This is a genomic window from Solwaraspora sp. WMMA2065, from assembly GCF_030345075.1.
Taxonomy (GTDB): domain Bacteria; phylum Actinomycetota; class Actinomycetes; order Mycobacteriales; family Micromonosporaceae; genus Micromonospora_E.
The window spans coordinates 2,099,514-2,123,688 of sequence record NZ_CP128361.1 but is presented as its reverse complement, the minus strand read 5'-3'; the positions used below and the strand labels follow the sequence as shown (position 1 = coordinate 2,123,688).

General features: G+C 70.9%; 25 protein-coding genes and 1 pseudogene. 17 read left to right on the top strand and 9 right to left on the bottom strand.

What is annotated here, in order from left to right:
* The first annotated feature begins 37 nt into the window (after window positions 1-37).
* Genes O7610_RS09615 through O7610_RS09580 form a run of 8 tightly spaced genes read left to right on the top strand, consistent with a single transcriptional unit; the run spans window position 38 to window position 6,837 of the window.
* Entirely contained in the window at window positions 38-811 is a 774-nt protein-coding gene (locus tag O7610_RS09615; protein ID WP_475054467.1) for a helix-turn-helix transcriptional regulator, read from the top strand.
* Window positions 808-2,238: a Fe-S cluster assembly protein SufB gene (gene sufB, locus O7610_RS09610; protein ID WP_281550397.1), complete on the top strand. Its 1,431-nt coding sequence runs from the start codon at window positions 808-810 to the stop codon at window positions 2,236-2,238. Before O7610_RS09615 ends, sufB begins: the two co-directional genes overlap by 4 nt.
* A gap of 46 nt (window positions 2,239-2,284) precedes the next feature.
* Entirely contained in the window at window positions 2,285-3,511 is a 1,227-nt protein-coding gene (gene sufD / locus O7610_RS09605) for a Fe-S cluster assembly protein SufD (RefSeq protein WP_281550396.1), read from the top strand.
* Between the two features lie 11 nt (window positions 3,512-3,522).
* A complete protein-coding gene (locus tag O7610_RS09600; RefSeq protein WP_289213594.1) occupies window positions 3,523-3,852 on the top strand; it encodes a non-heme iron oxygenase ferredoxin subunit in 330 nt (109 codons plus the stop codon).
* Window positions 3,849-4,622: a Fe-S cluster assembly ATPase SufC gene (gene sufC, locus O7610_RS09595; protein ID WP_281550395.1), complete on the top strand. Its 774-nt coding sequence runs from the start codon at window positions 3,849-3,851 to the stop codon at window positions 4,620-4,622. The genes O7610_RS09600 and sufC overlap by 4 nt, the downstream gene beginning before the upstream one ends.
* Before the next feature lie 42 nt (window positions 4,623-4,664).
* A complete protein-coding gene (locus tag O7610_RS09590) occupies window positions 4,665-5,975 on the top strand; it encodes a cysteine desulfurase (protein ID WP_289213087.1) in 1,311 nt (436 codons plus the stop codon).
* Window positions 5,975-6,433, top strand: coding sequence for a Fe-S cluster assembly sulfur transfer protein SufU (sufU, locus tag O7610_RS09585; protein WP_281550393.1), 459 nt, complete (start codon window positions 5,975-5,977; stop codon window positions 6,431-6,433). Before O7610_RS09590 ends, sufU begins: the two co-directional genes overlap by 1 nt.
* A gap of 14 nt (window positions 6,434-6,447) precedes the next feature.
* Window positions 6,448-6,837 carry a metal-sulfur cluster assembly factor gene (locus tag O7610_RS09580; RefSeq protein WP_281555613.1) on the top strand — a complete coding sequence of 130 codons (390 nt, stop codon included), beginning with the start codon at window positions 6,448-6,450 and terminating at the stop codon, window positions 6,835-6,837.
* Window positions 6,838-6,889: 52 nt separating this feature from the next.
* Here O7610_RS09580 and O7610_RS09575 read toward each other — a convergent pair whose 3' ends face one another.
* The gene (locus O7610_RS09575; protein WP_289213086.1) at window positions 6,890-7,627 is read right to left on the bottom strand and encodes a magnesium transporter MgtE N-terminal domain-containing protein; all 738 of its coding nucleotides are present in this window, start codon (window positions 7,625-7,627) and stop codon (window positions 6,890-6,892) included.
* Window positions 7,628-8,037: 410 nt separating this feature from the next.
* Here O7610_RS09575 and O7610_RS09570 point away from each other — a divergent pair, with 410 nt between their 5' ends.
* From O7610_RS09570 to O7610_RS09550, 5 genes are all read left to right on the top strand, one after another.
* Window positions 8,038-9,645 (top strand): ABC-F family ATP-binding cassette domain-containing protein, encoded by a 1,608-nt coding sequence (locus O7610_RS09570; RefSeq protein WP_281550391.1) that lies wholly within the window; start codon window positions 8,038-8,040, stop codon window positions 9,643-9,645.
* Between the two features lie 274 nt (window positions 9,646-9,919).
* Window positions 9,920-10,147 (top strand): helix-turn-helix domain-containing protein, encoded by a 228-nt coding sequence (locus O7610_RS09565; RefSeq protein ID WP_123602399.1) that lies wholly within the window; start codon window positions 9,920-9,922, stop codon window positions 10,145-10,147.
* Between the two features lie 46 nt (window positions 10,148-10,193).
* The gene (locus tag O7610_RS09560; protein WP_289213085.1) at window positions 10,194-11,048 is read left to right on the top strand and encodes an enoyl-CoA hydratase/isomerase family protein; all 855 of its coding nucleotides are present in this window, start codon (window positions 10,194-10,196) and stop codon (window positions 11,046-11,048) included.
* A 116-nt stretch (window positions 11,049-11,164) separates the two neighbouring features.
* A complete protein-coding gene (locus O7610_RS09555; RefSeq protein WP_289213084.1) occupies window positions 11,165-13,168 on the top strand; it encodes an ABC transporter ATP-binding protein in 2,004 nt (667 codons plus the stop codon).
* A gap of 27 nt (window positions 13,169-13,195) precedes the next feature.
* Entirely contained in the window at window positions 13,196-13,507 is a 312-nt protein-coding gene (locus tag O7610_RS09550) for a hypothetical protein (protein ID WP_289213083.1), read from the top strand.
* Window positions 13,508-13,511: 4 nt separating this feature from the next.
* On the opposite strand, the gene mug is transcribed toward O7610_RS09550, so the two are convergent.
* From mug to O7610_RS09520, 6 genes are all read right to left on the bottom strand, one after another.
* Entirely contained in the window at window positions 13,512-14,057 is a 546-nt protein-coding gene (gene mug / locus O7610_RS09545) for a G/U mismatch-specific DNA glycosylase (protein WP_282234700.1), read from the bottom strand.
* Window positions 14,058-14,091: 34 nt separating this feature from the next.
* Window positions 14,092-14,853 (bottom strand): SDR family oxidoreductase, encoded by a 762-nt coding sequence (locus O7610_RS09540; protein ID WP_289213082.1) that lies wholly within the window; start codon window positions 14,851-14,853, stop codon window positions 14,092-14,094.
* Window positions 14,854-14,938: 85 nt separating this feature from the next.
* Window positions 14,939-15,442 carry an SCO6045 C-terminal-like domain-containing protein gene (locus tag O7610_RS09535; protein ID WP_289213081.1) on the bottom strand — a complete coding sequence of 168 codons (504 nt, stop codon included), beginning with the start codon at window positions 15,440-15,442 and terminating at the stop codon, window positions 14,939-14,941.
* Window positions 15,439-16,287 carry an MbnB/TglH/ChrH family RiPP precursor modification enzyme gene (locus O7610_RS09530; protein WP_289213080.1) on the bottom strand — a complete coding sequence of 283 codons (849 nt, stop codon included), beginning with the start codon at window positions 16,285-16,287 and terminating at the stop codon, window positions 15,439-15,441. The genes O7610_RS09535 and O7610_RS09530 overlap by 4 nt, the downstream gene beginning before the upstream one ends.
* 5 nt (window positions 16,288-16,292) lie before the next feature.
* A complete protein-coding gene (locus O7610_RS09525) occupies window positions 16,293-17,168 on the bottom strand; it encodes a TIGR04222 domain-containing membrane protein (protein WP_289213079.1) in 876 nt (291 codons plus the stop codon).
* 87 nt (window positions 17,169-17,255) lie between these two features.
* A complete protein-coding gene (locus O7610_RS09520) occupies window positions 17,256-17,837 on the bottom strand; it encodes a TetR/AcrR family transcriptional regulator (RefSeq protein ID WP_281550382.1) in 582 nt (193 codons plus the stop codon).
* A gap of 116 nt (window positions 17,838-17,953) precedes the next feature.
* Here O7610_RS09520 and O7610_RS09515 point away from each other — a divergent pair, with 116 nt between their 5' ends.
* On the top strand, window positions 17,954-18,598 hold the full coding sequence (locus tag O7610_RS09515; RefSeq protein WP_281550381.1) for an HAD family hydrolase: 645 nt from the start codon (window positions 17,954-17,956) through the stop codon (window positions 18,596-18,598).
* Window positions 18,599-18,623: 25 nt separating this feature from the next.
* Here the strand turns inward: O7610_RS09515 and O7610_RS09510 are convergent, their stop codons facing one another.
* Complete coding sequence (locus O7610_RS09510; RefSeq protein WP_281550380.1) at window positions 18,624-18,869, bottom strand: DUF2630 family protein; 246 nt, start codon at window positions 18,867-18,869, stop codon at window positions 18,624-18,626.
* Between the two features lie 81 nt (window positions 18,870-18,950).
* Window positions 18,951-21,746, bottom strand: a complete 2,796-nt coding sequence (locus O7610_RS09505; protein WP_289213078.1) for an aconitate hydratase — start codon at window positions 21,744-21,746, stop codon at window positions 18,951-18,953.
* Between the two features lie 194 nt (window positions 21,747-21,940).
* Between O7610_RS09505 and O7610_RS09500 the strand changes: the two genes are divergently transcribed.
* The 3 genes and pseudogenes from O7610_RS09500 to O7610_RS09490 form a co-directional block, all read left to right on the top strand.
* Window positions 21,941-22,330, top strand: a complete 390-nt coding sequence (locus tag O7610_RS09500; protein WP_281555392.1) for a DUF6841 family protein — start codon at window positions 21,941-21,943, stop codon at window positions 22,328-22,330.
* 174 nt (window positions 22,331-22,504) lie between these two features.
* Window positions 22,505-23,173, top strand: a complete 669-nt coding sequence (locus O7610_RS09495) for a cellulose binding domain-containing protein (protein WP_281555391.1) — start codon at window positions 22,505-22,507, stop codon at window positions 23,171-23,173.
* Window positions 23,137-24,153: pseudogene (locus tag O7610_RS09490) on the top strand (pullulanase-associated domain-containing protein); the annotation flags it as partial. The gene O7610_RS09495 and the pseudogene O7610_RS09490, both read left to right, overlap by 37 nt.
* Between the last annotated feature and the right edge of the window lie 22 nt (window positions 24,154-24,175).

Genomic DNA, 24,175 nt, shown 5'->3' with positions numbered 1-24,175 from the left:
TTTGCGGCCGACCGCTGAAATACGTAACGTTGGCGTAGTGAAAAACAGGGTGGGCCTCCCGGAGGGCGGGTCGGCGACCGGTGCGGTCGCCGCCGGCCCGGACGGGCGTACCCGGGACCGCCTGGTCGGGCTGCTGCTGGAGCGGGGGGCGGCGACCGCCGCTCAGCTCGGTGATGAGCTCGGGCTGAGCCCGGCGGCGATCCGCCGCCACCTGGACGCGATGCTCGCCGACGGCGACGTGGTGACCCGGGACGCGGTCACCCGGGCCCGCCGGCGACGCGGTCGGCCGGCCAAGGTCTTCCGGCTCAGCGACGACGCCCGGTCCCGGCACGGGCGCTACCGCTACGACAGCATGGCCGCCGCCGCGCTGCGCTGGATCGCCGGTCACGGCGGCGAGGCGGAGCTGGAGGCGTTCGCGGCGGCTCAGGTCGCCGGGCTGGAGGCGCGGTGCCGGGCGGCGATCGACGATGCCGGTGCGGACCCGATCGCCCGCGCGGAGGCCCTCGCCGCCGCACTCAGCGCCGAGGGCTACGCTGCCAACGCGTCCACCATCGCCTCCGGGGGGCAGTTGTGCCAGCATCACTGTCCCGTGGCCCATGTGGCTGCCGAGTTTCCACAGCTGTGCGAGGCTGAGACCGCGGTGATCTCCCGCCTGATCGGCACCCATGTGCAGCGGCTGGCCACCATCGCTCACGGCGACGGGGTGTGCACCACGCACATTCCGGACCCGAGACGGGCCGGCGGCGCCCCGACCGTTGCCATCGATGTTTCCACCGACCACGTCACCAGCACTGTGAGGACAGATAGATGACCGAGCAGACCGTCGCGCCCATCTCCCAGGAGGAGCACCTCGCGGCCCTCGGCCGGTACGAGTACGGCTGGGCCGACCGCGACGTGGCCGGCGCTGCCGCCCAGCGCGGGCTCAACGAGGCGGTGGTGCGTGACATCTCCGCCAAGAAGAACGAGCCGCAGTGGATGCTCGACCTGCGACTCAAAGGGCTGCGGCTGTTCGGCCGCAAGCCCATGCCGGCCTGGGGCGCCGACCTCACCGGGATCGACTTCGACAACATCAAGTACTTCGTCCGCTCCACCGAGAAGCAGGCCGCCAGCTGGGAGGACCTGCCCGAGGAGATCAAGAACACCTACGACAAGCTGGGCATCCCGGAGGCGGAGAAGCAGCGGCTGATCGCCGGCGTCGCGGCCCAGTACGAGTCCGAGGTGGTCTACCACAAGATCCGTGAGGACCTGGAGGAGCAGGGTGTGGTGTTCCTCGACACCGACACCGCGCTGCGCGAGCACGAGGACATCTTCAAGGAGTACTTCGGCACCGTGATCCCGGTCGGCGACAACAAGTTCGCCGCGCTGAACACTTCGGTCTGGTCCGGTGGATCGTTCATCTACGTGCCGAAGGGTGTGCACGTGGAGATCCCGCTGCAGGCCTACTTCCGGATCAACACGGAGAACATGGGCCAGTTCGAGCGGACCCTGATCATCGTCGACGAGGGTGCCTACGTGCACTACGTCGAGGGCTGCACCGCGCCGATCTACTCCTCCGACTCGCTGCACAGCGCGGTGGTCGAGATCGTGGTGAAGAAGAACGCCCGGTGCCGCTACACGACCATCCAGAACTGGTCGAACAACGTCTACAACCTGGTCACCAAGCGGGCCGTCTGCCACGCCGGCGCCACCATGGAGTGGATCGACGGCAACATCGGTTCCAAGGTCACCATGAAGTACCCGGCCGTGTTCATGACCGGTGAGCACGCCAAGGGCGAGGTGCTCTCGGTGGCGATGGCCGGCGAGGGGCAGCACCAGGACGCCGGCGCGAAGATGGTGCACGCGGCACCGCACACCTCCTCCACGATCGTCTCCAAGTCCATCGCCCGCGGCGGCGGCCGGACCTCCTACCGTGGGCTGGTCCAGGTGCTGGAGGGCTCGCAGCACAGCCGGTCGACGGTGAAGTGCGACGCGCTGCTGGTCGACGCGATCTCCCGGTCGGACACCTACCCCTACGTCGACATCCGCGAGGACGACGTCGCGATGGGGCACGAGGCGACCGTCTCCAAGGTCAGCGACGACCAACTGTTCTACCTGATGAGCCGGGGTCTGAGCGAGGACGAGGCGATGGCCATGATCGTCCGGGGCTTCATCGAGCCGATCGCCAAGGAACTCCCGATGGAGTACGCCCTCGAGCTGAACCGGCTGATCGAGCTGCAGATGGAGGGCGCGGTCGGCTGACCCGCCCGAGACACCGCCCCACCGACACCGCCGAGAACAGGAAGAGATGACTATTCAGGCCTCCGCGCCGCCGAAGACCAAGTCGCAGGCGTTGCGCTCCTACGATGTCGCCGACTTCCCGGCCCTGACCGGCCTGGAGGAGGAGTGGCGCTTCACCCCGCTCAAGCGAATGCGGGGGCTGGCCACCGGCACTCCGGCCGCCAGCGGCTCGGTCCGGTACGAGTACGCCGACCTGCCCGCCGGGGTGACTGCGGGCCAGGTCGACCGCACCGACCGACGGGTCGGCGGCGTGCTGACCCCGTTCGACCGGATCAGCGCCCTGGCCTACACCGGCTGCGCCGAGGTCCTGCTGGTGGAGGTGGCACCGGAAGCCACCCCGGCCGAGCCGGCGGTGGTCCGGGTGCTCGGCACCGGGGCGGACCAGATCGCGTACGGGCACACCCTGGTCGACGTCGGACGGTTCGCCGAGGCGACCCTGGTGTTCGACCAGGTCGGCTCGACCACTCTGGCCGACAACGTCGAGGTGATCGTCGGCGACGGCGCGACGCTGACCCTGGTCACCGTCGCCGACTGGGCACCCGACGCGGTGCAGGCGCAGCATCTGAAGTTCCGGCTCGGCCGCGACGCCCGGGTCACGCACATCCAGGTCACCCTCGGCGGCGACCTGGTACGCCAGTTCACCAGCGTCGAGTACACCGGCCGGGGCGGCGACGCCGAGCTGTTCGGGCTCTACTTCGCCGACGCCGGCCAGCACCTGGAGCACCGGCAGATGGTGGACCACACCGTGCCGGACTGCCGCAGCAACGTCGGCTACCGGGGGGCGCTGCAGGGCGACAGCGCGCACACCGTCTGGGTCGGCGACGTACTGATCCGCGCCGAGGCCACCGGCACCGACACGTACGAGATCAACCGGAACCTGGTGCTGACCGACGGCGCCCGGGCCGACTCGGTGCCCAACCTGGAGATCGAGACCGGAGAGGTGGCCGGGGCCGGGCACGCCAGCGCCACCGGCCGGTTCGACGACGAGCAGCTGTTCTACCTGATGGCCCGGGGCATTCCAGAGGCCGAGGCGCGCAAGCTGGTGGTCCGCGGGTTCTTCGCCGAGCTGGTCGACAAGATCCCGGTGGCCGAGCTGCGCGACCGGCTCGGCGACGCGATCGAGCAGCGGCTGCGCCGCGTCGAGGCCGGCGCGGCCGCGCCGCGCACCGCCGACGTGGCGGCACCACCGACCGTGCCCGGCCAGCCCGGTGCGGTCACCGAGAGGACCCGCTGAGCATGTCCGACCTGATCCGGGTCTGCGCCACCACCGAGATCCCGAAGGGTACGGCGGTCAGCGCCGACATCGACGGTACGCAGATCGCCCTGGTGCACACCGACGAGGACTCCTTCCACGCGGTGTACGACGAGTGCTCGCACGCCGCGGTCGCCCTCTCCGAAGGCGAGGTGGACGGCTGCACGTTGGAGTGCTGGCTGCACGGTTCGCGTTTCGATCTGCGCACCGGCGAGCCGACCGGGCTGCCCGCCACCGAACCCGTACCCGTCTTCCCCGTCGAGATCCGCGACGGCGACATCTACGTCAGTCTGACGCCGAGCAATGGAGTGACCGCACCATGAGCGTTCTGGATATCCGCGACCTGCAGGTTTCGGTCAAGCTGCCGGAAGGCGAGCTCAAGCCGATCCTGGCCGGGGTGACGCTGACCATCCGGTCGGGGGAGACACACGCCATCATGGGCCCGAACGGCTCCGGCAAGTCGACCCTGGCGTACTCGATCGCCGGGCACCCCAAGTACGAGATCACCGGCGGGGAGGTGCTGCTCGACGGTGCGGACGTACTGGCCATGTCGGTCGACGAGCGGGCCCGTGCCGGACTGTTCCTCGCCATGCAGTACCCGGTGGAGGTGCCCGGCGTCTCGGTGGCGAACTTCCTGCGTACCGCCAAGACCGCCGTCGACGGTGCCGCGCCGAAGCTGCGTACCTGGGCCGGCGAGCTGCGTGGGGCCATGGAGCGGCTGCAGATGGACCCGGCGTTCGCGCAGCGCAACGTCAACGAGGGCTTCTCCGGTGGCGAGAAAAAGCGGCACGAGATTGTGCAGCTGGAGCTGCTCAAGCCGAAGATGGCCATCCTCGACGAGACCGACTCCGGGCTCGACATCGACGCCCTGCGGGTGGTCAGCGAAGGGGTGAACCGGGTTCGCTCCACCGGGGAGACCGGCCTGCTGCTGATCACCCACTACACCCGGATCCTGCGCTACATCAAGCCGGACTTCGTGCATGTCTTCGTCGGCGGACGCATCGTCGAGGAGGGCGGCCCGGAGCTGGCGGAGAAGCTGGAAGCCGAAGGTTACGAGCGGTACGTCGCGGGTGCCGGCGCGGCGTCGGCCTGAGATCCACTACCACCCTGTGTGCAGAAGGGCGGCGTCGAGCCGATGAGCACCATAGCCATCCCCCGGGACACACCGGCGCCGGGCGGTCCGTCCGCTCTGGACGTCGCGGCCGTCCGGGCCGACTTTCCGATCCTCGGTCGGGAAGTCAACGGGCATCCGCTGGTCTATCTGGACAGCGCCAACACCTCGCACAAGCCGCGCCAGGTGCTCGACGCGCTGACCGACTTCTACCAGTCGCACAACGCCAACGTCGCCCGCTCGGTGCACACCCTCGGCACCGAGTCCACCGAGGCGTACGAGGGCGCCCGGGCCAAGCTGGCCGCGTTCGTCAACGCGGGCAGCCCGGACGAGGTGGTCTTCACCAAGAACTCCACCGAAGCGATCAACCTGGTCGCGTACGCGTTCTCCAACGCCTCGACGGGCGCCGCGATCGGGGCCGACCCCCGGTTCCGGCTCGGCCCAGGTGACGAGGTGGTGATCTCCGAGATGGAGCACCACTCGAACATCGTGCCGTGGCAGCTGCTCTGCGAACGCACCGGTGCCACACTGCGCTGGTTCGGGCTGACCGAGGACGGTCGGCTGGACGAGTCGCAGCTGGACGAGTTGGTCACCGAGCGGACCAAACTGGTCTCCCTGGTGCACATGTCGAACATCCTCGGCACGGTCAACGACCTCACCGCGATCACCCGGCGGGTCCGCGAGGTCGGTGCGCTGCTGCTGCTGGACTGCTCGCAGTCGGTGCCGCACCGTCCGGTCGACGTCGTCGCGCTGGATGCCGACTTCATCGTCTTCACCGGGCACAAGATGTGCGGACCGACCGGGATCGGGGTGCTGTGGGGCCGCGCCGCGCTGCTCGCCGCGATGCCGCCGGTGCTCGGCGGCGGCTCGATGATCGAGACGGTGGCGATGAGCGGGTCCACGTTTGCCGCCCCGCCGGCCCGGTTCGAGGCCGGCACCCCGCCGATCGCCCAGGCGGTCGGCCTCGGTGCCGCCGTCGACTACCTCGCCGGGCTGGGCATGCCGGCGGTCGCCGCGCACGAGCAGCGGATCACCGGGTACGCCCTGGAGGCGCTGGCCACCGTGCCGGGGCTGCGGATCGTCGGCCCGCCCGGACCAGACGGGCGGGGTGGCACGGTCTCGTTCGCGGTGGACGGGATCCACCCGCACGACGTGGGTCAGATCCTGGACGCCCAGGGGGTGCAGGTACGGGTCGGCCACCACTGCGCCCGGCCGGTCTGCGTGCGCTACGGCGTCCCGGCGACCACCCGGGCCTCGTTCTACCTCTACACCACGACCGGCGAGGTCGACGCGCTGGTGCATGGTCTGGAGAAGGCGCGGAAGGTCTTCGGCTGATGGAGCTCGACCAGCTGTACCAGGAGATCATCCTGGACCACTACAAGCGTCCGCAGGGGCGTGGTCTACGCGAGCCGTACGCGGCGGAGGCGCATCACGTCAACCCGACCTGCGGCGACGAGATCACCGTACGGGTGAGTCTGGGTGCGGACACCCGGCTCGGGGTGTCGCACGACGGTCAGGGTTGTTCGATCAGCCAGGCGTCGGCGAGCGTGCTGTACGAGTTGGTCGACGGTCGGCCGGTGGACGAGGCGTTCGCGGTGCACGGTGCCTTCGTCGCGCTGGTGTCCGGCCGCGGCGAGGTCGAGCCGGACGAGGATGTGCTGGGTGACGGGGTGGCGTTCGCCGGTGTGGCGCGCTATCCGGCCCGGGTGAAGTGTGCGTTGCTGCCGTGGATGGCCTTCAAGGACGCCGCGGCACGCGCCGGTGTGGGCGCGAGCCCGGAGGTGAAGCAGTGAGTGCCGAAGAGACCATGACCGGGGCGACACAGGCGACGGAGCCCACCGACGGCGGTACGGCCGCCGCAGCGACCGTCGGCCAGCCGGCGATCGCCGACATCGAGGAGGCGATGAAGGACGTCGTCGACCCGGAGCTGGGCATCAATGTGGTCGATCTCGGCCTGGTGTACGGCGTACACGTCGACGATGACAACGTGGCCACCCTGGACATGACGTTGACCAGCGCGGCCTGCCCGCTGACCGACGTGATCGAGGAGCAGGCCCGTACCGCGTTGACCACTGGACCCGGTGGCGGACTGGTGTCCGACATCCGGATCAACTGGGTGTGGATGCCGCCGTGGGGGCCCGACAAGATCACTGACGAGGGCCGGGACCAGTTGCGGGCGCTCGGCTTCAACGTCTGACGGCACCCGCGCCGCCGCCGGCCGTCCAGTCCGGCCGGCGGCGCTCGGCGGGTCAGTGCACCAGACTGACCAGGGCCCGTTTGAGGAAACCGTCGTGCCGGTCGTCGACCCAGCTGACCGCGCTGATCGGGCGCCCCTGCCGGCGGGCCTCGTCGCAGTAGTCCAGCACGTCGGTGGCCGGCTGGTAGTCGGTCACCGCGAGCGCCGCGTTGGCGCGCATGCGGTACGCCGCGTCCTCGGCGTCGCGTACCGCCACCCGTCCGTCGTCGTCACGGCGGGCGGCCACGGTGATCTGCCAGCCGAAGATCTGGACCAGCACGATTCCGGGTGGGGCGTTCGCCGGGATGCTCACCTCGGCATTGGCCCGGGCGAGCGCCTCGGCCACCTCCCGTTGGTAGGTACCGGCCCAGGCCGCATGCGCCTGTTGCGGACGCATCACCGACAGCAGGTCGGTCTGCCGGTCCGCAGGCATCGCGGTGAGCAGGGCAGCGACGGTGGGTTGCGGCAGCCGGTCGGCGACCGCGTGCACCTGCTCGGCCGGAAGCCGATTGAGCATGGCCACCGCCTCGGCGGTCGGCATGGCTCGGGCCAGGTCGGCCACCTGATCGGTGCTGAGCAGACCGATCAACCGGGACCGCAGATCGTCGCCGGCGGCCGGTAGCAGCCGGACCAGGTCGGTGGTCGTCAGCTCGGCAACTGCCACCGGGATGCGGTCGGCCGGCATGGCTGCCAGCAGCCCGACAGCCTGTCGCGGCGAAGTGCTGCGGACCATCGCGATCAGCTGGGTCATGGGCATCATCCCACCGGGCAGCATGAGTGTCGTCTCCAGGGAGTCAAGTGATCGTTACGCGCGCCTGATGTGCCTAACATCCCTGGTCGGCGTGGTGCATCACCCCGTCGGCGGACAAGTTCCCCGATTCGGTCAGGCCGGTCCACCGGGCCGGCGGTGCGCCGCATACCGCTTGGCCAGCCGGCGTCCCGCGACACCGTCGTGGATGGATCACCGGATGCCGTCGTACTCACCCACCACCGTCGACGATCTTGGCTCCGGTAACCGGCTGGGTGGCGGTGCCGGCCGCCGGTAGTATGGGGCCGTGCTGCTCTGCGAAGGCTGAACCGCCCCACGCCGACGGACAGGACGTCCGGTCGGCGTTTTGTCGTGTCCGCGAGTCAGCTTCCGATCTCAGGAGTGAGCTACCAATGATCACCGCTACCGGCCTGGAACTGCGTGCGGGCTCGCGGATCCTGCTGTCCGACACCACCCTGCGGGTGCAGCCCGGCGACCGCATCGGCCTGGTCGGCCGCAACGGTGCCGGCAAGACCACCACCCTCAAGGTGCTGGCCGGCGAGGGCCTGCCGTACACCGGACAGATCGACCGGCGCAGCGCGGTCGGATATCTTCCGCAGGATCCGCGTACCGGCGACCTGAACGTGACCGCTCGCGACCGGGTGCTGTCGGCCCGCGGCCTGGACCGGCTGATGTCCCAGATGAACGAAGTCGAGCAGCAGTTGGCGCAGGGCGGCACCGACGAGCGCCTGGTCCGTCGCTACGGCACGCTGGAGGACCAGTTCGCCTCCCTCGGCGGGTACGCCGCCGAGGCGGAGGCAGCCAGGATCTGCGCCAACCTGGGTCTGCCGGACCGGGTGCTGGGCCAGCCGATCGGGACGCTCTCCGGCGGTCAGCGCCGCCGTATCGAGCTGGCCAGGATCCTGTTCCGGGACGCGGCCGAGAACGGCGGCGGCATCCTGCTGCTCGACGAGCCGACCAACCACCTGGACGCCGACTCGATCACCTGGCTGCGTGGCTTCCTCGCCGGGCACAAGGGCGGGCTGGTGGTGATCAGCCACGACGTGGACCTGCTGGACGCGGTGGTCAACAAGGTCTGGTTCCTCGACGCCACCCGCTCGGTGGTGGACGTCTACAACGTCGGCTGGGCGGCGTACCAGCAGCAGCGGGAGACCGACGAGCGGCGCCGCCGCCGGGAACGAGCGAACGCCGAGAAGAAGGCCGGTGCGCTGCTCGCCCAGGCCGACAAGATGCGGGCCAAGGCCACCAAGACGGTGGCTGCGCAGAACATGGCCCGGCGAGCGGAGAAACTGCTCGCCGGTCTGGAGGACGAGCGGGTTGCCGACAAGGTGGCCAAGGTCCGGTTCCCCAGCCCGGCCCCGTGCGGCAAGACGCCGTTGACGGCGGCAGGGCTGTCGAAGTCGTACGGATCGTTGGAGATCTTCTCCGGGGTCGACGTGGCGGTCGACCGTGGCTCCCGGGTGGCGATCCTCGGGCTGAACGGTGCCGGCAAGACGACGTTGCTGCGGATTCTCGGTGGCCTGGTCGAGCCGGATTCCGGTGCGGTGCGGCCCGGGCACGGGCTGCGGATCGGCTACTACGCGCAGGAGCACGAGACCCTGGACGTCGAGCGTTCGGTGCTCGACCACATGCGCAGTGCGGCGATCGACCAGGCGGATACCGACCTGCGAAAGATTCTCGGTGCGTTCCTGTTCAGCGGTGAGGACGTGAACAAGCCGGCCGGGGTGCTCTCCGGTGGGGAGAAGACCCGGCTCGCGTTGGCCACGCTGGTCTGTTCGGGGGCGAACGTATTGCTGCTCGACGAGCCGACCAACAACCTGGATCCGGTCAGTCGTGAACAGGTTCTCGATGCCATCGCCCGGTATCCCGGCGCCATCGTCCTGGTGACCCATGATCCGGGTGCGGTGCTGGCTCTCAAACCAGACCGGGCGATTCTCCTGCCCGACGGTGATGAGGACGCGTGGAGCGACGACCTGCTCGAACTCGTGGAACTTGCATGAGGGCGCGGTCCGTCCGGCAGCCCGGCCCGGGGCGATGCTTCATCGGTGAACGTCATTATCGGATAGCGTGAATTGTATGAACAAGGCGCACCGGGTGGGGCTGACGAAGGGCTGCCGGCATGCCGGTGGGATTCCTCGGTGGCGCCGTATCGGGTAACTGACAGGGCTGTGCGTGTCGGTTGGCGAACAGTTGATATCTGGCGCATGATCGTTGGAGACGGTCTAATAGGTGGGACCGCATCGAACCGCACAGTCTGGGACGTGAGGAATCAGCATGGCAGCCACCGGCACAGCCGCCACCACCGAGAAGGGTCGCCGGATCGTCGGAGCCGAGCGTCAGACCCTGGCCAAGGACCTGGTCAAGCGGTACACATCCGGCGAGAGCATCCGCGCCCTTGCGGCCTCCACCGGCCGCTCGTACGGGTTCGTCCACCGGGTGCTCACCGAGTCCGGCGTGCAACTGCGCCAGCGTGGCGGCGCTCGGCGTCGCAAGAAGGGGTGACGATCCAGTTGCGCCCCGTACCCCGCTGTCACGGTCAAGGCCCTCGTTGACCGTGTCCGGTGGCGTACGACTCGACTACGACGGGCCGGTCGCGACAGTGACGTTGGACCGGCCCGACGTGCTCAACGCTCAAACCCCGCAGATGTGGCGGGCGCTGCGCGGCATCGGCCGGGAGCTGCGCGGCGACGTTCGCGTCGTGGTGGTCCGCGGCGCCGGTCGGGCCTTCTCCGCCGGCCTCGACCGGGGCGCGATCCAGGCACTGCTCGATCCCAGCGCTGCGGGTGGCACCGATGCGGATCTCGCCGCGACCGACCATCCGCGAGCCGACTCGCCTGGTGACGGTCCGCCTGGTGACGATCCGACCCCGCCGCCGTTGGCCGCCCTGTCGCCGGACGAGTGCGCCGCCCGGATCGCCGAGTACCAGGAGGCCTTCACCTGGCTGGCCCGCCCCGACGTGATCAGCGTCGCCGCCGTGCACGGGCCGGCCGTAGGCGCCGGATTCCAGCTTGCCCTCGGCTGCGACCTGCGCGTCCTGGCCGACGACGCCCGGCTGCGGATGGCCGAGGTGACCCTCGGCCTGGTGCCGGACCTCGGTGGCACCCGGCGACTCGTCGACCTGGTCGGCTACGCCAGGGCCCTGGAGATCTGCGTCACCGGTCGCTGGCTCGACGCGGCCGAGGCCGATCGGCTCGGGCTGGCCAACCTGGTGGTGCCCGCGACGGAGCTGGCCCCGGCCGTCGCCGACCTGGTCGCGGCCGTGCTGGCCGGGCCCCGCGACGCGGTCGTCGAGATCAAGGCCCTGCTCACCGGAGCCACCGACCGCACCCCCGCCGCCCAGCTGCGCGCCGAGCGGGAGGCGCAGACCCGACGGATCCGGGACCTGACCGGAGCCGGCGAGTAGCCGCCGGGTCGGGCAGTAAGGCCTCAACGGGAAGACACCAGTTACCTGAACTGTTGTCGTAGGCGTCCGGGACACTGGTACCCGCGACGGTGGCGAGACGAAGGTGGCGGGTGCCGATGGCTGGATCCGGTGGGATGGGTGGCATGGGGGCCGGCTGGGGCATGCTGCGTTCGATGCGCGACGGCGACCAGCTACGTTCCCACCGGGTCAGCCGGGGCACCACCCGGCGGATCGTCGCCTTCGCCCACCCGTACCGGCGGGACATCAGCGTCTTCCTGGTAACCGTCGTGCTGGCGGCCGGCATCGGGGTCGCCACCCCGGTCCTCGCCGGCGACGTGGTGAACACGATCACCGCCGGTCGCGCCGACGCCGGCGCGACCGTGGTCCGGCTGGCCCTGCTGATCGCCGGTCTCGCCGTGGTGGACGCGCTGCTCTCCCTGGCCCAACGCTGGTACGCCGCCCGGATCGGTGAGGGCATCATCCTGGACCTGCGGACCCGGGTCTTCGACCACGTGCAGCGGATGCCGTTGCAGTTCTTCACCCGGACCCAGACCGGTGCGCTGGTCAGCCGGCTCAACAACGACGTGATCGGCGCCCAGCGGGCCTTCACCTCGACGCTGTCCGGTGTGGTCAGCAATGTCATCCAACTGGTGCTCACCGCCGCGGTGATGTTCACCCTGTCCTGGCAGATCACCGCGCTGTCCCTGGTGCTGCTGCCGATCTTCATCGTGCCGGCCCGCCGGGTCGGCAAGCGGCTCGCGGAGATCACCCGGGAGTCGTACGACCTCGACGCCAAGATGAACGCCACGATGACCGAGCGGTTCGGGGTCGCCGGCGCGCTACTGGTCAAGCTCTTCGGCCAGCCCGAGGTCGAGGCACGCCGGTTCGCCGAGCGGGCCGACCGGGTCCGGGAGATCGGCATCCAGTCGGCGATGTACTCGCGTACCTTCTTCGTGGCGATGCTGCTGGTCGCCTCGCTCGCCCAGGCGCTCACCTACGGACTCGGCGGCTGGCTGGCGGTCACCGGCGCGGTCAGCGCCGGCACCGTGGTGACCCTGGCCCTGCTGCTCACCCGCCTCTACGGGCCGCTGACCGCGTTGAGCAACGTGCGGGTCGACGTGATGAGCGCGCTGGTCTCCTTCGACCGGGTGTTCGAGGTGCTCGACCTCGCCCCGTCGATCGCCGAGCGCCCGGACGCCGTCGTCGTGCCGCCCGGCTCGAGCCGACTGGAGTTCCGCGACGTCCGGTTCCGGTACCCCAGCGCCGCCGAGATCTCGCTGGCCTCGCTGGAGGACGTCGCGACGCTCGACCGCACGGTCTCCGAGCCGGTGCTGCGCGGGGTGTCGTTCACCGTGGAGCCGGGGCAGCTGGTCGCCCTGGTCGGCCCGTCCGGCGCCGGCAAGAGCACCACCGCCATGCTGGTCTCCCGGGTGTACGACGTGAGCGACGGCGAGATCCGGGTGGGTGGGGTGGACGTGCGTGACGCGACACTCGACTCGCTGCGCGACACCATCGGGGTGGTCACCCAGGACTCCCACCTGTTCCACGAGACGATCGCGGAGAACCTGCGGTACGCCAGGCCGGACGCCACCGACGACCAGATGTGGGCGGCGCTGCGCGGCGCGCAGGTCGACGGGCTGGTCCGGGCCCTGCCGGACGGGCTGGACACGGTGGTCGGTGAGCGCGGCTACCGCTTCTCCGGCGGCGAGAAACAGCGGATTGCCATCGCCCGGCTGCTGCTCAAGGCACCGTCGATCGTCATCCTCGACGAGGCCACCGCCCACCTCGACTCGGAGTCCGAGGCGGCGGTGCAGCGCGCCCTGTCGGTCGCGCTCACCGGCCGTACCGCACTGGTCATCGCGCACCGGCTGTCGACGGTGCGCGACGCGGACCAGATCCTCGTCCTCGACGAGGGCCGGATCGTGGAGCGCGGTCGACACGCCGAGCTGATCGCCGCCGGTGGGCTGTACGCCGAGCTGTACCGAACCCAGTTCGCGATGGCCGACTCGCCGACCCCGTACCTCGACGACACCGGGCTGGATCCGGTGACTGCCGGGTCGGGTCGGGCATTTCCGGCCGAACAGGACCTGCCCCCGCCGTCGGGCACCGCCGCCGGATAGCGGTCCGCCGTCGACTACGCTGGGCCGATGGAACCGGAGGCTGCGGTCGCGGCGGCACTGCGCGAGTTCGCTGCGCGGCTGGCCGCGCTCGATCTGGCACCGGCCCGGTCGGCTGGCGTGGCGGTTCGCGTCGGCGACGCCGACCCTGTCGTACTGACCGACTCGGTGGCTGCGGCGCTCTGCGCCGCCCTGCGGTCGTACCACGATCCGCGCGACCGGGGCCGGTGCGCCCAGTGCGGGGGGCCACGTCTCGACGAAGGTCTTCAGTGCCTCGACTGCGGACAACCTGCCGGCCTGTTCGGTCAGCTGATCCGCGAGCGGTTGGCCCGCCACCAGTAACCGCCTATTGCGGCGGTCCGGCCGTCACCGCCTGCCGTAGCCGGTCGAACTCGGCGACGAGCCGGTCGAGCTGGTAGTGGGCATTGAGCCCGCTCGGGTTGGGCAGCACCCAGAGCCTCGCGCCGCCGAGGTCCTCGGGCCGGGGTCCGACGACCGCCCGTGGCTGGTCGAACGCCAGCCGGTAGGCGGTCACCCCGACCACGGCGATCCACCGGGGTCGGCACGCGGCGGCCAGCCGGACGAGCCGCGCGCCTCCGGCGACCAGCTCCGGCGGCGTGAGTTCGTCGGCCCGCGCCGTCGCCCTGGCGACCAGGTTCGTCACGCCCAGCCCGAACCCGGGCAGCAGATGATCTTCGCTGGGGTCGAGCCGCCGGGGCGTGAAACCGGACCGGTGCAGCGTCGGCCAGAACCGGTTGCCCGGGCGGGCGAAGTGGTGGCCGACGGCAGCGGAGTACAGGCTCGGATTGATTCCGCAGAACAGCACGTCGAGATCGGGTCCGACGACGTCGGGCAGGGTACGGCCGACAGCGTCGGCCAGCAGCTGCGCCATCGTGGCCCGGTCGGTGGACACGCCGAAAAGCCGTTCAGGGGCAGGGCAGCGCGCCGCCGTCGACGGGCAGCGTGATTCCGGTCAGATAGCTCGCGGCCGGGGACAGCACGAACGCCGCCACCCGCCCGAACTCCTCCGGCTCGCCCAGCCGACCGAGTGGGATGTCCGCTTCCGCCTCGGCCCGGGCCTGCTGGGGATCGTCGCTCGCGGCGAAGAGCTCCACGTTGCGGTCGGTCATGATCCGGCCCGGCAGCAGGCTGACCACCCGGACGCCCCGGCCGGCGTAGCCGTCGGCGAGCTCCTTGGCGACCGCCGCGAGACCGGGCCGCAGCCCGTTGGAGATGCCCAGGCCGGGCAGTGGCATCCGGGCCGACGTCGACAGCACCACGGCGACCGCACCGCCGGCGGGTAGCGCGTCGGCGACGGCCCGTACCGCCCGTACCGTGCCGACGAACACGGTGTCGAAGGCCGCCCGCCACTGTTCGTCGCTGACCGCGTGGCTGGGACCGGGTTTCGGCCCGCCGACCGAGATCAACGCGCCGTCGATCCGGCCGAAGTGCTCCTGGGCCGTCGCGACCAGGCGTGCCGCGCAGTCCGGCTCGGCCAGGTCGGCGCTGACCGCGATCGCCTGCCGCGGGCCGCCGAGGCGGTGTGCCGCCGCCGTCAGCCCGGCGGCGTCCCGGGCGGCGAGCACCACCCGTGCTCCGTCGGCGACCAGACAGGCGGCGGTGGCGTAGCCGAGTCCACGGGACGCGCCGGTGAGCACGTACACCCGGTTTTCGAGGCCGAGGTCCATGCCCACGATCCTGCCGCATGCCGTGAAGCCGCCGGTCGTGACCCCGGCGGCCGCCGGTCGTGACCCCGGCGGACGACCGGGCCGGCTACCGGCGGAGGCCGAACGTCCGGACCCGGCCGGCGACCTGGACCGTCCACCCGCCGGGCAGCCGTCGTACCGCCGGGAGACGGCGTCGGCGGGGAGCTGACGACCCGTCGTAGCACCAGCCGGCCTCCCGGCCGGCGAGCTCCGCCACGGCCAGGCCCGGCAGACGGTCGCTGGCGGCCAGCGCCCGGACGAAGTCCCAGCCGTCGCGCAACCCACCCGCCGACCGCCGGCCCGTAGCCCAGCGGACGAACACGGCCGGCCAGGCGTCACCCAGCGAGGCGGCCAGCAACGGCCAGTGCCGGGCCACCTCACCGGCCCGCTTGCGCAGCAGCGCGGTACGGGCGACCGACAGCCGGTACGGGTCGAAGCCGGGCGGCGGATCGGTGTCGTCGACGAGCGACGCGACCAGCGCACGTTGGGCGGCGGCGAGCTCTGCCCGTCGGGTGGCGGCAAGCCCGGTACGGGGGTCGGGAGCGTCGTCGGACGATGCCTGGCCGGTCACGTGACCCGGTCCAGACCGGCTGTCGCCGAGATCGTGTCCAGTTCGGCGCGCAGCACCTCGGCCGGTGGATAGCGTCCGTCCCGCTCCAGTAGCACCGCTGGTGGCCGCCGCCGGGCGCACAGGTCGGTGAGCAGCTGCAGCACCTCGGTTGGGACCGGGTCGGTGTGCGTGTCGTGGTAGATCCCGTCCCGGTCGGCGGCACCGCCAGCGACGTGCAGGTACGCGATGCGTTCCAGCGGCAGCCGGTCGAGCAGGGCGACCGGGTCGTCGCCCCGGTTGCGGGCGTTGGCGTAAACGTTCGCGACGTCCAACAGCAGCAGCGCGCCGGAGCGTTCGATGACCTCACTGACGAAGTCGGCCTCGTCGAGCTCGTCGTCGGGCCAGTCGAACACTGCGGCGATTGGTTCGAGCGCGATCGGCACCGGCAGCTCGGCGGACACCCGCCGGACGTTGCCGACGACCGTGTCGACCGCCGCCCAGGTGCGGGGCAGCGGCAGCAGATGCCCGGCCTCGACCCCGCCGGCCCGGACGAAAGCGATGTGTTCGCTGACCAGGGGCGCGCCAAGCAGCTCGGCGACGCCCGCGAGCCGATCGACCCGGTCCTGCTCGACCGGCTCGGCACTGCCAAGGGACAGCCGTACGCCGTGCGGCACGACGGTCACCCCACGCTCACGGAGCCGGCGAAGCCCGTCGTCCAGTGGCCGGCCGGGGTCGACCGACTCGGCGATCACCTCGCAGAAGCGCAATCCGGGCAATCCATCGACGAAGCCGGAGATCTCCGGCCGCCAGCCGATGCCGACCCCGAGCCCACCGTCGGGGTTGGGCGGCCAGGCGGTGACGGACATCAGGCTCATCCGCCGCAGCCGCCACCGCAGCCGCCGCCTCCTCCGTCACCGCCACCCCCGCCGCTGTCACCGCCCCAACCGGAGGACCCGGTGCCGGAGCTCACCCGCTGGATCTCCGCGGTCCCCGCAAACGCCGGGTCCATGGCCCACAAGGACGCCGCTCCGAAAACGCCGACCCCCATCGCAGCGCCGGCGACACCGTACGTCGCGGGGGCCGGCCGCAAGGTCGGCGAGAGGTGACGGTACTGGCTGCGCAGTTTGGTGAGGAGGCGATTCGCGGCCCGGGTACGGCGCGGCACCGAGAAGAACAGCACCATCGCCACCGGTACGGTGACCGCGAGCATCAGCACCAGGTAGCCGACCGGCCGGTTGTTCGCGGCGCCGGCGAACACCCGCAGCACACCGACGGCGGCGAGGATCCCGACCGTGCCGGCGAGCAGCCGGGCGGTACGGCGTTGGCCGTCACCGATGGCCAACCCGGCAGAGACCAGGCCGTCGCGCATTCGATGCAGCGCGTCGACGACCCACTGATCGGTCTGCAGGTCGCGGACCCGTACCTGGCGCTGCGCGGCGTGGTGGACCGCCTGGTCGAGCTGCCCGGCACCGGCCGGCAGTGGACCGGCCGCCCGCAACGTACCGCGGCTGCCGACGTCGACGCTGCCCGCCGAGCGCAACGCCGCCAGGCTGGCGTACACAGCCAACCGGCCCCCGCCGTTGAGGTACGCGACCTCGGCGCCGCCGAGTGATCCGGTGCGGCCGTCGTGCCCGGAGAGCGCGATCCGCCGGTAGCCGAGGTTGGCGACGAGGAGCACCAGCGCGGTCAGTCCGAAGACGACGAGGAAGGTGGGGCCGGGGATGCCCCAGGTGTCACCGGGCGTCATAGGGTCTCCTGGTCGCTGGGCGGGCGTCGGGTCACCGACGCTCCCGCGCTGACGGTGGTCCCTATTGTGGGACAGCCGTGCCACCGGTCAGCGTGGCGGAGGTCGACGTACCGCCTCCTCGACGATGTCGAGGACGGCGCCGAGGTCGCTGCCAGGCCGCCCCATTGCCAGCTGCAGCACCAGCCCGTCGTAGGCCAGTTCCAGGAACCGCGCCAGGACGTCGATCGGTACGTCGTCGCGCAGCACGCCGGCATCGCGTTGGCGGCCGAGCCGCTCCCGGGTCGCCTCGGCGATCGCGGCGGACCGGGCGGCCCAGCGCCGGGCGAAGTCCGGGTCGGTACGCAGCCGCCGGGACACCTCGAGCTGGCTGCCCAGCCAGCCGGCGGTGTCCGGGGAGTCTGCCCGGGTGAGCAGGTCGCGCATCACCTGGACCAGGCCGTTGCGGGCCACCGTCTCGACCATCGCGGCCGCGTCGTCCTCGGCGACCGCCAGGAACAGTGAGTCCTTGTCCCGGAAGTGGTGGAAGATCGCTCCCCGGGACAGCCCGGTGGCCTCCTCCAGCCGGCGGACGGTGGCACCTTCGTACCCGTGCCGGGCGAAGCAGACCCGGGCGGCGGCGAGGATCTCCTGGCGGCGTGCGTCGAGCTGGATCTGGCTCACCCGGGGCATGATGTGATCGTGTCAGGTGGGCAGACCGGTAGCAAGCCGTACGTACGGCTTGCTACCGGTACTCGTTTACATTCTGGGACTGTTCCCCGCCATACGGTGTCGCGTAAGGTGCGCCCGTGCCACTCCTGCTCCTGGATCTGGACAACACCCTGCTCGACCGGGCCGGGGCGTTTCGCGTGTGGGGTCAGGAATTCCTGGACTCGGTCGGTGCCCCACGAGACGACATCGACTGGCTGGTCTCCGTCGATGCCGACGGGCTGACCGACCGGTGGGATCTGGCCGATGCGCTCCGGGAGCGGTATCGACTCCGGTCGTCGTCGGTCGACCTGGTCGAGGAGCTGCACGACGGCGTCGTGCGGCACACCCGGCTGGATCCGCTGGTGGCCTGTTCGTTGGCGATCGCACGGGACGCCGGCTGGGTGCCGGTGATAGTCACCAACGGGACGGCCCGCCAGCAGGAGGCGAAGATCCGCCGGACCGGCCTGGACCGGTACGTGGCCGACTGGGTGATCTCGGAGGCCGCCGGGGTCAGCAAACCCAACCCGAGGATCTTCGCACTGGCCGCGCAGAGCGTGCGGATGCGGCTACGCGGCGCCTGGATGGTGGGTGACAGCCCGGAGGCCGACATCGGCGGAGCCGCCGCGGCCGGACTGCCCAGCGTCTGGTTGCACCGGGGCCGCAACTGGCTGGACGAGCGGTACGCGCCGACCCGGGAAGCGTCCGGTGTGATCCCGGCCGTGGCCGCGGTGCTGGCCGGCTGACCTGCGGTTCTCCTCGCCGCAGCCACTACTGCAGGTAACTCTCCACCTCGCCGGTGGGCCGTGGCTGGACGGCGTCCGGGTCGCCGCCGCCGTCCCGGGCGGCCCGGCGGCGACGCAGCAGGTCCCAGCACTGGTCGAGCGCCTCTTCCAGCGCGCCCAGTCGGGCGTGTTCCTCGTCTGCGGAGAGCTGCCCGGCGGCGAACCTGCCACGCAGCTCGTGCTCCTCGTCGACCAGTTCCTGGATTCGGGCCAGCAAGGTCCTGTCGTCCATGGTCCGAGCTTGGCACAACACGGCGGTGGGTGGTGACCGGACCGGGTCACCACCCACCGCCGCCGTTCATCCGTGACCGGATCAGCTGGCCAGCATCTTGCGCAGCACGAACTGCAGGATGCCGCCGTGCCGGTAGTAGTCGGCCTCGCCCGGGGTGTCGATCCGGACCACGGCCTCGAACTCGACACCCGTGTCGGTGCGCACGGTCACCGTACGCGGAGTGGTGCCGTCGTTGAGCGTGGTCACCCCGACGATGTCGATCGTCTCGGTGCCGGTGAGCCCGAGGGAGGCGGCGTCCTGCCCGGCCGGGTACTGCAGCGGCAGCACCCCCATGCCGATCAGGTTGGAGCGGTGGATCCGCTCGTACGACTCGGCGATGACGGCCCGTACGCCGAGCAGCATGGTGCCCTTGGCCGCCCAGTCCCGTGACGAACCGGAGCCGTACTCCTTGCCGGCCAGCACCACCAGCGGCACGCCGGCCTGCGCGTACGCCACCGACGCGTCGTAGATGCTGGTCTGCTCACCGGTCAGGTGGTTGACGGTGAACCCGCCCTCGACGCCCGGCACCAGCTGGTTGCGCAGCCGGATGTTGGCGAAGGTGCCCCGGATCATCACCTCGTGGTTGCCGCGCCGGGACCCGTACGAGTTGAACTCGTGCCGGGGGACACCGTGCTCGCTGAGGTAGCGCCCGGCGGGGGAGTCGGGCTTGATCGCACCGGCCGGCGAGATGTGGTCGGTGGTCACCGAGTCGCCGAGCCTGGCCAGCACCCGGGCACCGGCGATGTCGGTCACCGGCCGAGGTGTCGGTGCCATGCCCTCGAAGTACGGGGGCTTGCGCACGTAGGTCGACTCGTCGGCCCAGGTGAAGGTGTCGCCGGTGGGGGTGGGCAGCGACTGCCACTGCTCGTCGCCGGCGAACACGTCGGCGTACGCGGCGCCGAACCCGGCGGCGCCGATGGCGCTGGCCCGCACCTGCTCGATCTCGGCGTTGCTGGGCCAGATGTCGCGCAGGAACACCGGCTGGCCGTCGGATCCGGTGCCGAGCGGCTCGTTGGCCAGGTCGATGTCCATCGTGCCGGCGAGGGCGTAGGCGACGACCAGCGGTGGCGAGGCCAGGTAGTTCATCTTGACGTCCGGGTTGATCCGGCCCTCGAAGTTGCGGTTGCCGGACAACACCGACACCACGGTCAGGTCGTGTTCGTTGACCGCGGCGGAGATCTCCTCGGGCAGCGGGCCGGAGTTGCCGATGCAGGTGGTGCAGCCGTAGCCGACCAGGTGGAAGCCGAGCTTCTCCAGGTACGGGGTGAGGCCGGCCCGCTCGTAGTAGTCCATGACGACCTTGGAACCCGGTGCCAGGGTGGTCTTCACCCACGGCTTGCGGGCCAGCCCCCGGTCGACGGCGTTGCGGGCCAGTAGCGCGGCACCGAGCATCACCTGCGGGTTGGAGGTGTTGGTGCAGGAGGTGATCGCCGCGATCACCACGGCCCCGTGGTCCAGCTCGAACCGGGCGCCGTCGGCACCGGTCACCTGCACCGGCTTGCTGGCCCGTCCGCCGGCGCCGACCGAGGCACTGATCAGCTCGTGCGGTTTGTCGGCCGGGTCGTCGGCGCCGTCGGCGGCCGGCGGGTCGCTGGCCGGGAAGGATTCGACGCTGGCCTCGTCGGCGGGGCCGGCCACGGACGGGGTGTGGTCGTCGGCGACGTAGTCGGTCAGCGCCGAGCGGAACATGGTCTTGGCGCTGCCCAGCGGCACCCGGTCCTGCGGGCGTTTCGGTCCGGCCAGCGACGGCTCGATGGTCGACAGGTCGAGCTCGAGCCGCTCCGAGTAGTACGGTTCGGCGGCCGGGTCGTGCCACAGGCCCTGTTCCTTGGCGTACGCCTCGACCAGCGCTACCTGCGCGTCGTCGCGGCCGGTGAGCCGCAGGTAGTTGATGGTCTCCGCGTCGATCGGGAAGATCGCGACGGTGGAGCCGTACTCGGGCGACATGTTGCCGATGGTGGCCCGGTTGGCCAGCGGTACGGCGCCGACACCGGGTCCGTAGAACTCGACGAACTTGCCGACAACGCCGTGCTGGCGCAGCATCTCGGTGATGGTGAGCACCAGGTCGGTGGCGGTGGTGCCGGCGGGTGCCTCGCCGGACAGCTTGAACCCGACGACCCGGGGGATCAGCATGCTGACCGGCTGGCCGAGCATGGCGGCCTCGGCCTCGATGCCGCCGACGCCCCAGCCCACGACGCCCAGCCCGTTGACCATCGTGGTGTGCGAGTCGGTGCCGACGACGGTGTCCGGGTAGGCCTGCCCGTTGCGTTCCATGATCGTCCGCGCCAGATACTCGATGTTGACCTGGTGCACGATGCCGGTGCCGGGCGGGACGACCTTGAACTCGTTGAACGCGGTCTGCCCCCAGCGCAGGAACTGGTAGCGCTCCTTGTTGCGGCCGTACTCCAGTTCGACGTTGCGGGCGAAGGCGTCCTCGCGGCCGAACAGGTCGGCGATGACCGAGTGGTCGATGACCAGTTCGGCCGGCGCGAGCGGGTTGACCTTGGTCGGGTCGCCGCCGAGCTCGCGGACGGCCTCCCGCATGGTGGCCAGGTCGACCACGCACGGCACGCCGGTGAAGTCCTGCATGAGGACCCGGGCCGGGGTGAACTGGATCTCGACGCTCGGCTCGGCGGTCGGGTCCCAGGAGCCGAGTGCCCGGATCTGCCCGGCGGTGACGTTGGCCCCGTCCTCGGTGCGGAGCAGGTTCTCCAGCAGGATCTTCAGGCTGTACGGCAGGTGTTCGTGACCCGCCACTGTGTTGATCTTGAAAATCTCGTAGCTCGCGTCGGCGACGCGCAGCTGGCTCTTCGCACCGAAGGTGTCGAGGCTCGCCACGTCGGACTCCTTACCGCTGTGTCCCTGGTCGTCCTGGCAGTCTTTCGTACGGATTACCGCGGCGTCGGGGTGAGGTAACACTTACCCGGAGCGCGGCTCGCAACAAAACCGTACGTCCGTCTTGCTATTGTCGCAACCCGGTGTCGGCTTCCGGGACGGGTTTGTCGAGCGGTCGCACCGGGCACCGCGGTCTCGTGGACACCTCGACCGACCTCGACACCCTCGCCGGCTTCTTTGACCGGTACGGCGCGGCGATCACCGCCGGCGATGTGCCCGGTATCGCGGACTGCTTCGCGTCGCCGGCGATGGTCGTCGCCGATGCCTACAGCTTCGCGTTCTCCTCGCCGGCGGCGGTGGCGCTGTCCTTCGTCGGCGCCGCGCCCGATTACGCCCAGCGGCGGATCGTCGCGTCGCACGCCCGCTTCCACCAGGTTCGGCAGGTGAGCATTGCGTTGGTGGCGGTCGAGGTGGAGTGGGAGTACCTCGACGCCGACGGGCGGTCGGTGCCCGGTCAGCGATTCCACTACCTGTTGCGGCTTCGTCGCGACGCGGTGCGTATCTGTACTGTTACCCCACTCCACTAACTAGTCAGTAACTGGGCCTTTTGCGTTGCGGGTCGAAATCGCTACTCTTCCGCGGGACGTCGGCGCATAAAGGGGGCCATCGTGGACGGCAGACACTCCGCGCGCACCGCCTGGACCCCCTCCACCGTGATCGCCCTGGCGCCGTGGGTGGTCGTCCTGAGTGGAGTCGCTGTCATGGTGGTCATCCTTCTGGTGGCCGCCGGCTGTGTACCCGTGCAGACCCGGGCCATCGGTGAGTCACAGCCGACCGTGCGGCCGGAGCCCGAGCCGCGGGTCGCGGTGAGCCCACCGGCGGTGAACACCGGCGGCCAGCTGGTCGCCACAGCCCCACCGCCGTCCGGCGAGGCGGTCCTGCGGCCAGCTCCCTCGTCCTCTCCGGTTCCCTCCTGGCCGGCCTCCTCCTCGCTGCTGCCGTCCACCTCGGCCACCTTGCCGTCGTTGCCGTCCACTCCGTCCTACGATCCACCGCGTGTCACCACGCCCGCCGCGCCCAGCGCCTCGGCGCCGGCGGCCGCTCCCGACGTGATCGGCCGCTACCGGGTGCTCCAGCAGTTCGGCGACGGGTTCATTGCCGAGGTGCTGGTAATGAACACCTCGCGGTACGACCGTGCCTGGACCGTGACCATCAGTTTCCCGGACAACGTCAGCCGGATGCACACCGCGTGGGTCGAAGGTGCGCCCCAGGCGACCATGCGCCGGTCCGGCCGGGAGTACGTCTTCACCGGTTCGGTGCCGGTCGGGGCCCGTTCGTCGGTACCGCTGCGGTTCCACTTCGAACGCCACGGTCACGGCACCACCCCGCAGCGGTGCCTGGCCAACGGCGCGCCCTGCGACCTGGACTGACCACGCCTGCAAGTTATTGCAGAATCTTGCAGCAAGGGTTGGCGTGCGCTCATCGTCAACGGAAGGCTGTCGATGGAAGCCGCACCCGTCCGCACCCGTGCGTTTCGCTTGGCGCCGTATGCTCTCGCCGCCGTCCTCGCTGTCACCTTGGCCGCCGTCCCGGCGCCGGTGGCCGATGCGCCGACGGCGACTACACCGGCTGGGGGCTGCACGTCTGGGACGGCGCCGCCACCCCCACCGACTGGGCCGATCCGCTGCCGCCCGCCGACCGGGACGACTACGGCGTCACCTTCCGGGTGCCGCTGACCGACGACGCGACCGGGCTGAGTTACATCGTCCACCGGGGAGACGACAAGGATCTGCCGACCGACCAGCGGCTCGACTTCGACGCCGTCGGCCGCGAGGTGTGGCTGCTCGCCGGTGACCCGCAGCGGCTGCTGCCACCGGCACCCGGCGGTGCCCGCCGCGACCTCGACCTGACCGTCCAGCGGGCCCACTGGATCGACCGGTCCACCGTGGCCTGGGCTACCGGGCCGACCGACGGCAGACGCTACGACCTGGTCTGGGCACCCGCCGGCGGGCTGCGGGTCGACGGTGACGACCTCGTCGGCGACCACCGGTCGATCCCGCTGACCGCGCGGCGCAACGGGCTCACCGAGACCCAGCGTGCGGCGTTGCCGCACCTGTGGGCACACCGCGCCTTCACCGTCGATGCCCGGGACCGGGCGACGCTCGCCGCCGCGCTGCGCGGCCAGGTCGTCGTCACCGAACGCGACCACGAGGGCAACCTGTTGGCGGTCACCGGCGTGCAGACGCCGGGCGTGCTCGACGACCTGTACGCCGCCGCGACGAAAGCCCCGCTCGGCGTCACCTTCGCCGGCCGGCGACCGACCCTGTCGGTCTGGGCACCGACCGCCCGGACCGTCGCGTTGGAGCTGTTCGACACGCCGACCGCCGAGCCGCAGACCGTGGCGATGCGCCGCGACGACCGCACCGGCGTCT